Annotated in this window: 12 protein-coding genes; 8 read left to right on the top strand and 4 right to left on the bottom strand. The window is 57.3% G+C overall.

Annotation, left to right across the window (positions count from 1 at the left end; translation table 11 throughout):
* Positions 1–49 precede the first annotated feature (49 nt).
* The 6 genes from NQZ67_RS18980 to NQZ67_RS18955 all read left to right on the top strand — a co-directional run bounded on the left by NQZ67_RS18980 (position 50) and on the right by NQZ67_RS18955 (position 7,357).
* Positions 50–1,003 (top strand): ABC transporter permease, encoded by a 954-nt coding sequence (locus NQZ67_RS18980; protein ID WP_257448993.1) that lies wholly within the window; start codon positions 50–52, stop codon positions 1,001–1,003.
* 24 nt (positions 1,004–1,027) lie between these two features.
* Positions 1,028–1,903 carry a carbohydrate ABC transporter permease gene (locus NQZ67_RS18975; protein WP_257448991.1) on the top strand — a complete coding sequence of 292 codons (876 nt, stop codon included), beginning with the start codon at positions 1,028–1,030 and terminating at the stop codon, positions 1,901–1,903.
* 12 nt (positions 1,904–1,915) lie between these two features.
* Positions 1,916–3,037, top strand: coding sequence for a prenyltransferase/squalene oxidase repeat-containing protein (locus NQZ67_RS18970; RefSeq protein ID WP_257448989.1), 1,122 nt, complete (start codon positions 1,916–1,918; stop codon positions 3,035–3,037).
* Positions 3,038–3,057: 20 nt separating this feature from the next.
* Entirely contained in the window at positions 3,058–4,188 is a 1,131-nt protein-coding gene (locus NQZ67_RS18965; RefSeq protein ID WP_257448987.1) for a glycoside hydrolase family 88/105 protein, read from the top strand.
* Positions 4,181–5,686 (top strand): glycoside hydrolase family 28 protein, encoded by a 1,506-nt coding sequence (locus NQZ67_RS18960; protein WP_257448985.1) that lies wholly within the window; start codon positions 4,181–4,183, stop codon positions 5,684–5,686. Before NQZ67_RS18965 ends, NQZ67_RS18960 begins: the two co-directional genes overlap by 8 nt.
* A gap of 495 nt (positions 5,687–6,181) precedes the next feature.
* Positions 6,182–7,357 carry an S-layer homology domain-containing protein gene (locus tag NQZ67_RS18955; RefSeq protein WP_257448983.1) on the top strand — a complete coding sequence of 392 codons (1,176 nt, stop codon included), beginning with the start codon at positions 6,182–6,184 and terminating at the stop codon, positions 7,355–7,357.
* 102 nt (positions 7,358–7,459) lie between these two features.
* On the opposite strand, the gene NQZ67_RS18950 is transcribed toward NQZ67_RS18955, so the two are convergent.
* The 4 genes from NQZ67_RS18950 to NQZ67_RS18935 all read right to left on the bottom strand — a co-directional run bounded on the left by NQZ67_RS18950 (position 7,460) and on the right by NQZ67_RS18935 (position 10,003).
* A complete protein-coding gene (locus tag NQZ67_RS18950; protein ID WP_257448981.1) occupies positions 7,460–8,422 on the bottom strand; it encodes an NAD(P)-dependent alcohol dehydrogenase in 963 nt (320 codons plus the stop codon).
* 52 nt (positions 8,423–8,474) lie between these two features.
* Complete coding sequence (locus NQZ67_RS18945; protein ID WP_257448980.1) at positions 8,475–8,693, bottom strand: helix-turn-helix transcriptional regulator; 219 nt, start codon at positions 8,691–8,693, stop codon at positions 8,475–8,477.
* Between the two features lies 1 nt (position 8,694).
* Positions 8,695–9,141 (bottom strand): hypothetical protein, encoded by a 447-nt coding sequence (locus NQZ67_RS18940; protein ID WP_257448978.1) that lies wholly within the window; start codon positions 9,139–9,141, stop codon positions 8,695–8,697.
* Between the two features lie 661 nt (positions 9,142–9,802).
* Positions 9,803–10,003: a DUF378 domain-containing protein gene (locus NQZ67_RS18935; RefSeq protein WP_257448976.1), complete on the bottom strand. Its 201-nt coding sequence runs from the start codon at positions 10,001–10,003 to the stop codon at positions 9,803–9,805.
* Between the two features lie 276 nt (positions 10,004–10,279).
* On the opposite strand from NQZ67_RS18935, the gene NQZ67_RS18930 reads away from it, so the two are divergent.
* A complete protein-coding gene (locus tag NQZ67_RS18930) occupies positions 10,280–11,914 on the top strand; it encodes a response regulator transcription factor (protein WP_257448974.1) in 1,635 nt (544 codons plus the stop codon).
* Positions 11,915–11,938: 24 nt separating this feature from the next.
* Positions 11,939–13,663: a sensor histidine kinase gene (locus NQZ67_RS18925; protein WP_257448972.1), complete on the top strand. Its 1,725-nt coding sequence runs from the start codon at positions 11,939–11,941 to the stop codon at positions 13,661–13,663.
* Positions 13,664–13,671: the final 8 nt, after the last annotated feature.

Raw genomic sequence — 13,671 nt, 5'->3', positions numbered from 1 at the left:
CATCACCGGCTGGACGCAAGGGCCGGACGAACCGGAAAGGACGGAGCATATGGAACTAACGGCAGAACCGCAAATCGCCCCGCCGAAGTCCAAAACGAGCAGCGAGCTGAAGAAGCGCATTTGGAAAAACAAGCTGCTGTACGTGATGGCGATTCCGGGCATCTTGTTTTTCATTTTATTTAAATACGTGCCCATGTACGGGCTTGTCATTTCGCTGCAGGACTTCAAGCCGTACGAGGGCATTTCCGGCAGCGATTGGGTCGGATTCGAGCATTTCAAACGTCTGTTCACCGAGCCGGAGTTTTTGAACATTTTAACGAACACGCTCATCCTGTTTGGCATGAATCTTATCTTCTTCTTCCCGATCCCGATCATTCTGGCTCTTATGCTGAACGAAGTGAGGATCGCGATCTTCAAGCGTCTGGTGCAGACGCTCGTCTACATTCCGCATTTCATGTCGTGGGTCATTATCGTGTCTATCAGTTACGTCATGCTGACGATGGACGGGGGCATTATTAACGAGCTTATCGCGAAGTTCGGCGGGGAAAAAGTGAATTTCCTGCTGAGCCCGGAGTGGTTCCGTCCCATGTATATCGTGCAAGTCATCTGGCGGGAGGCCGGATGGGGGACCATCATTTATTTGGCGGCGATCGCCGCGATCGATCCCGGATTGTACGAGGCGGCCCGCATCGACGGAGCCGGCCGTTTCCGGCAAATATGGCATATTACGCTCCCCGCGATCCGAAGCGTTATCATCGTGCTGCTTATTCTGAAGATCGGGGACGTTCTCGAGCTGGGCTTCGAGCATGTCTACCTGCTGCTGAATTCGATGAATCGCGGCGTCGGGGAAATTATCGATACGTACGTCTATACGGCAGGCCTGCAGCAAGGGCAGTTCAGCTACAGCACCGCCATCGGGTTTTTCAAATCGTTTATCGGCCTCATCCTGGTCATGGCGGCGAACTGGCTGGCCAAGCGAATGGGAGAAGAGGGCGTCTATTAATCGCGGCGGAAGGGGGAACATGGAATGGTTCAAGACAAAACGTTTGCCAGCAGGCTGTTCGACATCGTTAACTATGCGCTTCTCGCGATTATAGGTATCGTCACGTTTCTTCCGTTCGTCCACGTCGTCGCGGGGTCGTTCACGACCTCGGCCGAGATGGCCGCGAAGAAATTCATTCTGATACCGACGGTGTACAGTCTGGATGCATATCAATATATTTTCTCGACAGGCACGATCTTCCGGGCGATGTTCGTGTCCATATGCGTGACGGTGCTCGGCACCGCCTTCAGCATGTTCATTACGGCGCTGTTCGGGTACGCGCTGTCGCGCAGAGATCTCGACGGACGGAGGGTCATGATGTTCCTCGTCGTGTTCACGATGCTGTTCAGCGGCGGGCTTATCCCGACGTTCCTCGTCGTGCGCGAGATGGGCTTGATCGACTCCTACGCGGCGCTCGTGTTTCCGATCGCCATTAACGCGTTCAACCTTATCATCCTGAAAAATTTCTTCCAGAACATTCCCGAGGGACTCGAGGAGTCGGCCAAAATCGACGGTTGCAACGACTTCGGCATTCTGTTCCGCATCGTGCTGCCGCTGTCGCTGCCGGCTATAGCGACGATCTCGCTGTTCTACGCGGTTACGTACTGGAATACTTACCTCAATGCGATCATGTACCTCAATGACAGCTTGAAATGGCCGATTCAAGTGCTTCTGCGCCAGATCGTCATTCTGGCCAGCGGGCTCGATTCCGACGCTTCGCTTGACAGCGAAGTGCCGCCGCCTGACCAAGCGGTGAAGATGGCGGTTATCGTCGTGGCCACGCTTCCGATTCTTGCCGTGTATCCGTTCCTGCAGAAGCATTTCGCGAAGGGCGCGATGCTTGGTTCGATCAAAGGATAGGAGCTGCAGGCGATGGCGGGGGGAAATGAGGAAGCGTTAGAGTCCTTGTCCGCAATGGGAGACTTGTTCGAAGGGTTCTTCGACTGGCTTGCGGACCGGTACGATCCGGTCAGCGGAGGGTTCTATTACGCGGGGAGCTCGGCGTATCTGGCGAAGGAGCCGGATATCGAATCGACGGCGCAGGCGCTTACTATTTTGGACCAGACGGGGCTGCTGACGGGGATGCCTGTGACCGTCCGCAGAAGGCTTATCGCTTTCTTACAGCGCAAGCAGGATCCGGCCGGCGGTTATTTCTGGGATGAGGACCCGGCGATGAGACAGGACGAGGTCATGGCGGCCCGGGCGATCGGGTATAGCCGGAACGCGCTGTATAAGTTAGGCGCAGAGCCGTTATATCCGCTGCCGGGCGGGCTGACGACGGCACCCTCGTATATGAGCTCGCCTTCGGCTTATCGGGAATGGCTGAAGTCCATTCCGCTGACGAACAGCTGGCGCGGCTGCGACCGGTTATGCGGCTCGCAAGCCTACATCAAAGCGCTGCCTGTAGAGAAGCAGGGCGATTACGTGAAGGAGGCTTTGCGCTTCTTCGAGGAGACGCAGGATTCCGCGACGGGGTTATGGGGCGAGGGCTCGCTGTACGTGAGAGTTTCCGGGACCTTCAAGCTGCATACGTTCTACGGCGCTTTCCGGGAACGGATGCCCAGGACCGACGACATTCGCCGCACCGTTCTTCATTGTCTGAGGACGGAAGAAGCAATCGATATGTGCTATATCCGCAATCCCGTCGACTTAATGTATTACACGAAAGCGGCGATGGACGCGGAGGAGCTTGCCGGTTTTCTCAAGATTACGCTAGGCAATATGGGGAGACTGCTTCGGCCGGACGGGGGCTTCTCGCGCGAGCTGGCGCACTCGCCTGCCGCCCCGAACGTTGCCCAGGTGAAGGATGGCGAATATTACCCGGATATGCCGGAGCCCGTTCGTCTTGGTCTAGGGCTGCTAGAGGGAGACATGAACGCCGGTACGCAGGCGGTGCGAATCCGCGAGTGGTGCCATAAGCTCGCCGGCTTGCCCGCGCCAAAGTGGAAGGTTGATGACGTTCGTTTTTTTGAGCGGTTCCATGCAGGGGTATAGAGGAGAAGGAGGAGACGGAGATGGCGCAAGAGAGAAGCCCGCTGAGTTGGGCTAGAGAGGCATGCGATGCGCTGATGGCGGCATACGAAGCGCCGCAGCTGCCGCCGGCGAACCGGTGGCATTATCATCAAGGCGTATTCCTGTGCGGCATGGAGATGCTGTGGGAGGCGGTCAAGGAGCCTCGCTACGATGAATATATTCGCTCTTACGTAGACGCTCTCGTGGACGAGAACGGCAACCTGTATTTCGCTCGCGACGAGCTCGACGCGATTCAAGCCGGCCTGCTTCTGTTCCGGTATGACGAACGCGAGCCGGGCGGCAAGTACCGAATTGCGGCCGGCAAGCTTCGGCGGCTGTTCGATACGCTGAACAAGACGAAGGAAGGCGGCTTTTGGCACAAGGACAAATATCCGTACCAGATGTGGCTGGACGGTTTGTATATGGGCGGAGTTTTCGCCTTGAAATACGCGAACGCGTACGGCGAGCCCGCACTGCGGGACATGGTGCTGCTGCAGGAGCGCTTGATGCGCCAGCATATGCTGGACGAATCGACGGGGCTGCTGTACCATGCGTGGGACGAGACCCGCTCGTTCCCGTGGGCGAACCCGGACACCGGCTGCTCGCCGGAGTTCTGGGCGCGATCGCTCGGTTGGTACGGTCTCGCGGTCTCGCAGTTTCTGGATGAGCTCCCGGCGGAGGACGAAGGAAGGCTGAGGCTGGCTGAGTCGCTGCGTTCCTTCGTGACGGCTATCGTCCGTTATCAGGACCCGGCGAGCGGATTGTGGTATCAGGTCGTGGATAAGGGCAACCAAGGGGATAACTGGCTGGAGACGTCCGGAACCTGCTTGTTCGTCTACGCCATCGCCAAGACATATAAGCTTGGACTCGTGGGCGACGAATGTCTGGAAGCGGCGAGGAAAGGGTACCGCGGCTTGATCGAGACCGTCCGGATCAATGCGGAAGGTCGATTCGAGCTGCCTCTCATCTGCATCGGCACGTCGGCCGGCGACTACGAGAACTACGTGACGCGGCCGACGAGCGTCAACGATCTTCATGGCGTGGGCGCCTTCGTCATGGCCTGCGTCGAGATGGAGGGGCTGCTCGAGGGAAGCGGAGACGGCAAGCCGGAGCAGGTGGCTTCGCATGGCTAAGTACGATGTGAGGGCATTCGGGGCTGTCGGCGACGGGACAACGGACAATACGTCCGCATTCACGGCGGCAATCGCCGCCTGCTCGGAAGACGGAGGCGGCACGGTGTATGTGCCGGCCGGCACCTATTTGACGGGGCGTATCCGACTGGTGAGCTTCCTGACGCTGGAGATGGAGACAGGTGCTACGATTCGGTTTGTCGACCAATTCGATGCATACCCGGCGGAGAAGACTCGCTGGTCCGGTTACGAGTGCTACGGCTATTCGCCGCTTCTGTTCGGATCCGGTCTGCAGCAGGTCGCCATCCGCGGGAACGGCATTATCGACGGGCAGGGCGAGGCCTGGTGGAACGCGTACCGGAAGCTACGGTACGAAGGCATCGTGCCGGACTCGGTGCGGAGGCTGGAGCTGGAGGAGCTGAACCGCGAGCTGAAAGCGTCGATTCGCAGCAACATTGTGGAATGGGACACGCAGTTTCTCCGCCCGCCGCTGCTGCAGCTGATCGATTGCCGCGACGTTGTGCTTGAAGGCGTAACGCTTCAGAATTCCCCGTTCTGGAACACGCATCTCGTGTATTGTGACGGCGTTCGCATCACAGGCGCGACGTTCCGGAATCCATCCGATGCGCCGAACGGCGACGGCCTCGATATCGACTCGTGCTCGCACGTGACGATCTCGGACTGCCGCTTCGACGTGGGCGACGACTGCTTGTGCCTGAAGTCGGGCATCGACGAAGACGGCCGCCGCGTCGGGCGCCCAACCGAATTCGTGACGGTGACGAATTGCATCATGCAGCGCGGTCACGGCGGTATCGTCATGGGCAGCGAGACGGCGGGCGGGATCCGGCATGTCGTCGTCACGGGCTGTCTCTTCATCGGCACGGACCGCGGTATCCGCATCAAGACGAACCGCGCCCGCGGCGGCGGAGTCGAGGATGTGAACATTAGCAATATCCAGATGAGGGACGTGCTGTGTCCGATCGTGATGAACACCTTCTATCGCCACGGCATTGATGAGTCCAATCCGCTGCTGACGAGCGAAGAAGCGGTTCCTCTGACGGCTGGCACGCCTGTCGTGCGCCGGATTTCCATAAGCGATGTGACCGCGCGGGGCGTGCAGGCATCCGCCGGCTTTATTTACGGCTTGCCGGAGATGCCGATCGAGGATGTTATTCTCAGCCACGTCACGGTCGAGATGACGCAGGATCCGAACGAGCAGGGCGGCGAGCCGGACATGGTGAAGGAGCGTATCGTCATGGCGGGCGAAGGCATGTACGTCAAGCATGTCCGCGGCCTTGAGCTTCATCGCGTCCGGGTCGAGACGCGTCAGGGTCCCGCCGTTCGCCTGGAGCGGGCGGAGGACGTCGTCCTTGACGGCGTCACCATGCGGCGGCGGCATCCGGATACGGAGGTTGTCGTGCTGGAGGATGAGGGCGTAACCGCCGGCGAAGCTCAGCAGCTTCGTATCGGAGAAGCCGAGGCTGCCGGAACGATTGAATAACGGGGTGAAACGGTTATGCCGTTAATGAATAATGGGGCTAACAAACGAGAGAGCCGCATGGCTAGTAGCAAGGCCGCTGAAGAACCTATTTGGTCCATGAGAAGTGGAGGCTAACGGAACGGAGCGACGTTATTCTTCGGAAAATGAGGTATTTTGGGTAACGAGCGGAACTGAGCGCCCTTATTTCCTTGGGTTTGAATAAAATAACCCTTGAAACAGGCATATAGCGTTCCTCCGTTCCGTTGTCATTGGAAAAATGCTCGTAAACCTGGAATAAGATCGCTCCGTTCCGTTACGATCACGATCCATCCGCGAATTCGCATTCGTGCTACACCACTTCCGCCCTATATACGAATAAAGGTACAGCCGCCTCATCATTTTTTTGAGGGCTGTACCTTTCATTTGTTCAGGGGGGCTAGAAGGTAAAACGAGGAAATATGTCGAATAATTTGCAAGCCCATCAATTACATATTATTCGACAAGGTGGAACGAGACATGAAAAACAAATTAATTGCCATCATGGCTGCATTGACGCTGTTGATGGCCTGGGGCAGCCCTGCTTACGCGGAAGACAGAATAACGTACGGGGAAGCGTTGAAAGAATTGGGCTTAATTCAAGGGACGGATCAAGGGCTGAAGGAAGACGCACAGCTGACCCGCGAGCAAATGGTAACGATTCTGGCTCGCCTGAGCGACCGGGAAGGCCAAGCGGCATTCACGCCTCCGGCCGTTCCGAGCTTCTCCGATGTACCGAAGAGCCACTGGGCGTACTCGGATATCGAGAAAGCTTATGAGCTTGGCATTACGACGGGAATCGGCGGAGGTAAATTCGGTATCGGCAATAAGGTAACCTACCAGCAGGCCGTTACGTTCCTGGCGCGCGTGGCGGGCTTCGATATCGATTACGCGAACGCGATCGAGCAAGGGGCGGAGATTGGCATCAATCTGGTCGCAGACAAGGAAGCGACGGCCAACCTCTATCGCGGGGACGTATTCGAGCTGATGGTATGGACGCTAGTTGTATCGACGGATGATGCTGGGGAGGAGCTCCTTATCTACTTGATTCCGACCATCGATCCAGAGGTAAGGGATGCGTTCCTGGACAGCAACATTTTCCTCTATTACAACCCTATGGGAGCGGCATACCTCTACGAAGCGGCCGAGGACGCATACGAGGGGGACGACGAGTTTCTCGCCGAGGCATCCTTGAAGCAGCACCAGTATACGACGCAGGTAGCCGAAGTCATCTCGGCGTTCGTCGGATCCGAGAAGGAAGTGAGTTATTCCGATTTCTTTAAGGCCGCGTCCAAAGGCGGTTCCGTGCTCGAAATGCCGTACGATTGGGCAGTCTATAGCGAAGAATCCGAATACGAGGAGTTCGGCATCTGGGGAACCAGCTACATCAATCTGGATGCGGACGGCACGCTTTACGGAACGGTGGAATCTACCGAAGGGGGAGCCGACGAAAGCGCGTCAAATCCGACGGTATGGCAATTCGGCAAAACCCAGGTGGATGGCCGGTCGGTAGACGCTTATTACGTTCTGATGGAGAATGAATGGTCCGACGGAGAGACCGGCTTGGTGGAGCTGTTCGTGCTGGTGGACGACAAAGGCGTGTATAAAGCGGCTATTATCGGATCGTACGGAGACGGCGTTTATACGCGGGGATAAAAAAAGAAGATGGCCGCGAGCTTGATGGGCTTGCCCGCGGCCTGAATTTGAACGTAAAGAAGCCGCCGGGGATTTGCCCTGGCGGCTCCTTGGCGTACCTGCTCACATCGTAACGATGACGTTACCTTTCTTGCGGCCCGTGTCCACATAACGATGGGCTTCCGCCGCCTGTTCGAGCGGATAAAGCCTATCGATGACGGCGCGCAGCTTGCCTCTCTCGTACAGCTCCTGCAGGTAGGCAAGGTTTTGTTTGTTCTGCATGAGGCCGGCCGTGGCGAACATGGCTTTCTTGCCCCCGGACAAGGAAGTCCGCAGCATATGGAAGACGATGGAGAGCGAGGGCTCGGTTGTGAGGTAGATCCCTCCGGAAGCCAGCGCGCCGCGGCATTCCCCGAACGACCGCTTGCCGACCGCATCGAAAATAACGTCATAGCTTCGCCCTTCCCGGGTGAAATCCGTCCGGGTATAATCGATCACGCGGTCGGCTCCAAGCGATGTGACCAGTGCTGCATTCGCTCCGCTGCATACGCCTGTCACCTCCGCGCCGTAATGCTTGGCAAGCTGGACGGCGTAAGCGCCGACCGCCCCGGAGGCTCCATTGATCAACACGCGCTGGCCGGGTCTGACCTTCGCTTTGTCGCGGAGGAACGTCAGCGCGGTTGGCGCGCCGTCGCTCAGGGCAACGGCTTCTTCGCTGGTCATGGCGGAGGACTGAACGATAAGCGGGGCTTTCTCCGGCAGGCACTTGTATTCGGCATGGGCACCGAACGTTGACGGGCTTAGTCCCCATACGCGGTCGCCCGGTTTGAACGACGTTACGTTTTTGCCTACTTCGTCGACGACGCCGGAGAGCTCCGTTCCAGGGATCGAATGCCTAGGTTTTTTGAACCCGTACATAAGCCGGATGAGGTACGGATTGCCTTGCCGGAATGCGGAATCGGACGGGCCGACTGAAGCCGCGGCAACGCGGATGCGAATTTCGTGATCCTTGGGCGAAGGCTTCCCTACTTCTTGCAGCTGCAGCACGTCCGGCGCGCCGTAGCTTGTGCACACTATCGCTTTCATAAGCATTCCTCCCACAAGTTTAATGGAGCAATCTGGTCACAATCCGAGCATGCTATTGCTCGCCTTCGAGGAAAAAGATGTCTTCGATAGGGGCTCCGAAGACGCGGGCGATTCGAAACGCAAGCTCCAGCGAAGGCGAATAATTGCCTTTCTCGATGGCGACGATCGTTTGCCGGGTTACGCCTACTTGATCGGCGAGCTGCTGCTGCGTCATTTCGTCGTGGTGGAATCGGAATTTGCGGACGTGGTTGCCAATCAAGCTTTTTGCCATGTTAAACTCCTTTGCGGTAGTAGTAGAGCTGCGAGACATAGTCGGTTACTTCGGCAAGGAAGCCGGAGGCGACGAGAATGATGAACATCGCGCCGGGCGCCATGCCCGCGGCCAGGGAAGCCATCGCCAGTACGAACCCGAGGATGAACGTGTAGTAGGAATTTCTCGAAGCCTTGAGCCCGATTAATTTGTCCAACTCATCCGCGAAGTTCGGCTCGTCTTCTTTGGTCGCGATTCGGTGAAGGATGGAGAACACGATGGAGATGACGATTTTCGCGATGATCGTAACCGGGATCAGAATGAGGATGAAGGAGCCCCAGAAGCGGTAGGGACTGTCTGGATCCAGAGCGCCGAAGGGCTCGTTCTGGAACACATACAAGCTGTATAAACCGAAGATGAGAAAAGAGCTGATAAGCGAGACTGCGTTTTTTTTCTCCTGGATGGACATTGAAGGACGCCTCCAAATGATGGGATTAGTATGATATACATAATGTATGATAAACAAAACAATAAGTCAAGTAAACTTTACATGTGGGGGCGTAGTAGGTTACTGTTGCGCGTGGAGTGACATGAGGCGGGTTAGCGGTATGAGCGATCGTTACAGGCGCGCGGCGGTCGATATGAGGCGGGATAGCGGTGTGAGCGATCGTTATAAGTGTGCGGCCGATGGTATGAGGCGTGATAGCAACACGAGCGATCGTTACAGGTGCGCAGCGGTAGGCGTGAGGCGGGATAGCGATACGAGCCATTGTTACTGGTGCGCGGCGGTAGATGTGAGGCGGGATTGCGACACCAGAGATTGTTACAGGTGCGCGGCGGTAGGTTTGAGTCGCAATAGCGACATGAGAGATTGTTACAGCCGCGCGGCGGTAGGTATTAGGCGCGTACTGGAGGGGCGAGAGCAGAATAGCACGAAAAAATCGTGTTACAGGTGCGCGTAGTGGGGCAGAGGAGTGCATTAGCACGAAAAAATCGTGTTACGGGTGCGCGAGGTGGAACTGTTAGCCGCGGCCGCCGACATGTCTGGTCCTGCGCAAAAAAAAGCCAGCGCCCCGGACCGGGTGCGCCAGCTTGCCATGCCCTCTCTTTGCGACGTTGTCGTTGCCGTCCTAATCCTTGGAAACCTTGGGCAGCAGGGAGAGCGCATATAGCGCGGCTGCACCAACGACGATATACACGATCTTCGATCCGACCTCCGTTGCACCCCCGAATAACTCGCTGACGACGTCGTACTCGAACAGTCCGACGGATAGCCAGTTAAGCCCGCCTAAGATGACAAGAATCAAGCTGATGAGGTTAACAACCTTCATACCGGATTCTACCTCCTTGGAGTCGGCATCATGGAACCGCTCGCGGAACCAGTCAGCGTTCCACTCGCCGCATAATGGTCGATCACTACAAGGTTATGTCGAAGAGGGGAATATATGCCAGACGGGCTAAGAAACCTCTATGTGATCGATTCGAGCGGGTTCGCCCGGTAAGGGCCATAAATCAATCACATGCATCACATAATGCCTGAGATCGATCATCGACAAGGCTCGACCGCCCCGTTTATACTGGTAATAAAATGGCAGAGGGCGGTGCCTATGTACAAAATATTAGTCGTTGACGACGAGCCGAACGTGAGCATCGGAATCCGGGATTTCCTGCTGGCGTCGGAGCTGCCCCTGACCAGCGTGGAGACGGCGCTTAACGGCTTCGAGGCCGTCGATTATTTGCGAATGGACCACTTCGACCTGGTGCTGACCGACATCCAGATGGGACGGATGAGCGGCATCGAGCTGATGGAGACGATCTACATGGAGCAGCCCAACCTGCCCGTTGTCGTCATCTCCGCGCACGAGAAGTTCGATTTTGCCAAGAAGTCGCTCAGGCTCGGAGCGAGGGATTACCTCGTGAAGCCCGTGGACGAGGACGAGCTTCTCCGCGTCGTGCGCGGCGTGCTGGTCGAGAAGCAAGAAATCGGCAAGCGTTCTCTGGAGCGCTCTATCGAAGAGCAGCATCAACATAGCTCCGATTCGGCCAGAAGACGCGAGATTCTTATGGAGCTGGTGACGGAGCGGGGGCTGTCGAAGGAGGAGCACAACGAGCTTGCGGCCGAGCTGGGAGGCGAGCTTAGAGGTCCGTATTTCGGCGTCATCTCCGTTCGTCTCGATTTCAGCCACGGCGGGTTCAGCCAGCGCGAAGTGCTGTACCGGGACCGGAAGCTGCTGAAGTTCGCCGCTTTGAATATTTTCGAAGAGAGCTTGTCCGAGTGGGACGGTCTGACGATGAACGGCTTCGGCAACGAGCTGATCGGCATTATCCAGTTAGGCGAGGAGGATGCGGCGGGACAGAACCAGTCCTTGCAATCGCAGCTTCATCTGGTCGGTCAGTTCGTGGCGGTCAACTTCAAACAATATTTGAACATGGACGCGACGATCGGCATGAGCAGCCTGCAAGCCGACGCGACGCTGCTGCCCAAGCAGATGGAAGAGGCGCATCTATCGGCGGAGTGGAAGAAGCTGCATCCCGAGCAGCAGGTATTCTATTACGGGGACGTTGCCGCGCAGGACAGCTTGAATATGGTGGAGTGGATGGAGCGCGTGGAGGAATGCGTGCAGCTGCTTAGGGGAGGCGACAACGAGCAGCTGGCTCCATGCATACGGGACGTGGTCCGGCACCTTGAGAAGCTGGGCCATACGGACGAGCTCGTTAACAGCTATTTCGGCATGCTGGCGTACCGCATCTACGGGCTGCTGATCGAAATCGGGCACGGGAACGGAACGTCGCTGCGCCGTTTCGACCCGGATGTCTACTTCCGGGACCTGCCCTCCGCAAGTAAGATCGAGCGTCTAGCCTCTTATATTGAAGCGGCTGCCCGCTCGCTTGGCGATCTGGCCCGGGAGCGGGACCGCAGCCTTCTGGCGAAGATTACGGGCTTCATCCAGAACCATTACCGCAACCCCGCGCTCAAAATCCAGGATATCGCCGGCGAGGTCCACTTCAGCTCGGCCTACCTTCGCTACCTGTTCAAGCGGGAGACCAACAGGAGCGTATGGGATTACGTAACCGAGCTCCGGATCGAGGAGGCCAAATATTTGTTGGCGACGACCGACAAGAAGCGGTACGAAATCGCGAACGAAGTCGGGTACGAGTCGCCGGAGCACTTCAGCCGCATGTTCAAGCGCTACGCGGGCGTCAGCCCGGCGGATTACCGCAAAGGGGCAGGAGGGATCTGACTGAAGCTGAAATATAAAGTAACGATGGCGTTCGCGCTCTTCATCATTGGCCCGTTCCTGATCGTCGGCTGGGTATCCGCCTACAAGACGGAGAGATCGATGCAGGAGGAGCTGGGCCGCACGATGCTGCAGCTTGCGAAGCAGAACCATGCGACGATCGCGAAGTCGATGTCCGCGGTGAACGACAAGACGATCACGTTTCTCGGGAATCACCTGTTCAACCGGACCGAATTCAACACGTTTTGGTCCAATGTCGAGACGCTCGGCCAGATGAAACGGGCGGACGAAATATTGGAGCGCTGGTCCTCCGACGGTACGCAATATTCGCTTTACATGATTAATAAAGAAGACAAACGAACGCTGGTCGACCTGTCGGGCAAAGAGAGCGGCTTCAAATATATCGAGGACGATGCTTCCAAAATGCCGGCCTGGTCCGAGAGGGCGCTTCAGAAACGAGGGGCCGGCGTATTCCGGCTTATCGCCTCGCCGGCGGGTGTTACCAGCATCAGCTTCGTCCGAAGCGTGCTGAACGCGCAGAACTATAACGACGTCCTCGGCTTTCTCGTCGTCTCCAATCTGGAGGTGTATTTGACGCGGGACCTCCTGAATATACAGCTTCCGGAGCGTTCCGGCATTTTTTTGTTTAATGACGTAAACGAGCTTCTCATGCAAGCCGGCTCGGACGAATTGCCCGAAGACAGCCTCTCCGCGCTGGCGAACCCCGAGGGTTCGAGTTATCATTTCGCCGGCGAGGGCGGGGAGCGATGGTTGTACGCGCTCTCGTACGAGCCCGAGTACCATACCCGTCTCGTCTACCGAGTGCCGCTGCAGTCGGTTTCCGGCGGCTCGAAGGAGTTCCAGTGGGTCATTATGGCGTTGTCGGCCGTCTATCTGGTTCTCGTGCTGCTGTTCGTCTTGTATCTGCTTCGGATCGTCGTCAGGCCGCTGCACCGCTTGGTCGCGATTACGAAAATTTACGAGCCGGGAGTTCCGCTCGACGCGGCCCACGGGAGAGAGCTGCTGCGATCGGACGAGTTCGGCATCTTGTACGGCGCTTTCCTGAAGATGACCAGGAGGCTGGACCGTTCGTTCGAAGAGAATTATTTAATGAAAATCGAACAGAAGGAAACCGAGCTCGCCACGCTGCATTCGCAGATTACGCCGCATTTGCTGTACAACACGCTGGACTCCATCTATTGGTACGCGGTCGGCAAGGGCAACCGGGACGTCGGCGGAATGGTGAAGGATCTGTCAAGGCTGCTCCGGATCGGGCTCAGCAAAGGAAAAACGATGATTCCGATCGGCGAGGAGATCGAGCATGCTTCGGCGTATTGCCGGCTTCAGATGAAGCGGTATCCGGACAAATTCGAGGTGCTCTACGACATAGACGAAGAGGCCAAAAAATACGCGACGCCGAAGGTTATTTTGCAGCCGCTCATCGAGAACGCCATCTTCCATGCCGTCAGCGGCATGGACGGGGAAGGCGAGATCCGGATACGAATCCGCTGCACGGACGCCGAGATCGAGATGGCGGTCGAGGACAACGGATTTCTTCCGGTCGACATCGGGAGATTGGAGCGCATCACGCGAGGGGAGCTCGCGGACAAGGGCTACGGCATCCGGAACGTCCATCAGCGCGTTCAGCTGCATTTCGGCGAAGCGTTCGGCTTGAGCTATGCCCCGCGTGAGGGCGGAGGCGTTATCGCCAAGATCAACCTGCCTCGGCGGGAATATAAGAATACCCATTGACTCCGGCA

Origin of the sequence: Paenibacillus soyae (genome assembly GCF_024623455.1) — a bacterium.
In the GTDB taxonomy this organism is placed as follows: Bacteria; Bacillota; Bacilli; order Paenibacillales; family Paenibacillaceae; genus Pristimantibacillus; species Pristimantibacillus soyae.
The sequence above is the reverse complement of the archived record's forward strand: the minus strand, read 5'-3'. Positions and strand labels throughout refer to the sequence as shown.

Excerpts from the sequence above, each read along its gene's own strand:
- NQZ67_RS18960 (WP_257448985.1), top strand. The coding sequence starts at position 4,181 with ATGGCTAAGTACGATGTGAGGGCATTCGGGGCTGTCGGCGACGGGACA.
- NQZ67_RS18950 (WP_257448981.1), bottom strand. The coding sequence starts at position 8,422 with ATGAAAGCGATAGTGTGCACAAGCTACGGCGCGCCGGACGTGCTGCAG.
- NQZ67_RS18955 (WP_257448983.1), top strand. The coding sequence starts at position 6,182 with ATGAAAAACAAATTAATTGCCATCATGGCTGCATTGACGCTGTTGATG.
- NQZ67_RS18930 (WP_257448974.1), top strand. The coding sequence starts at position 10,280 with ATGTACAAAATATTAGTCGTTGACGACGAGCCGAACGTGAGCATCGGA.
- NQZ67_RS18935 (WP_257448976.1), bottom strand. The coding sequence starts at position 10,003 with ATGAAGGTTGTTAACCTCATCAGCTTGATTCTTGTCATCTTAGGCGGG.
- NQZ67_RS18980 (WP_257448993.1), top strand. The coding sequence starts at position 50 with ATGGAACTAACGGCAGAACCGCAAATCGCCCCGCCGAAGTCCAAAACG.
- NQZ67_RS18925 (WP_257448972.1), top strand. The coding sequence starts at position 11,939 with ATGGCGTTCGCGCTCTTCATCATTGGCCCGTTCCTGATCGTCGGCTGG.
- NQZ67_RS18970 (WP_257448989.1), top strand. The coding sequence starts at position 1,916 with ATGGCGGGGGGAAATGAGGAAGCGTTAGAGTCCTTGTCCGCAATGGGA.
- NQZ67_RS18940 (WP_257448978.1), bottom strand. The coding sequence starts at position 9,141 with ATGTCCATCCAGGAGAAAAAAAACGCAGTCTCGCTTATCAGCTCTTTT.
- NQZ67_RS18975 (WP_257448991.1), top strand. The coding sequence starts at position 1,028 with ATGGTTCAAGACAAAACGTTTGCCAGCAGGCTGTTCGACATCGTTAAC.
- NQZ67_RS18945 (WP_257448980.1), bottom strand. The coding sequence starts at position 8,693 with ATGGCAAAAAGCTTGATTGGCAACCACGTCCGCAAATTCCGATTCCAC.
- NQZ67_RS18965 (WP_257448987.1), top strand. The coding sequence starts at position 3,058 with ATGGCGCAAGAGAGAAGCCCGCTGAGTTGGGCTAGAGAGGCATGCGAT.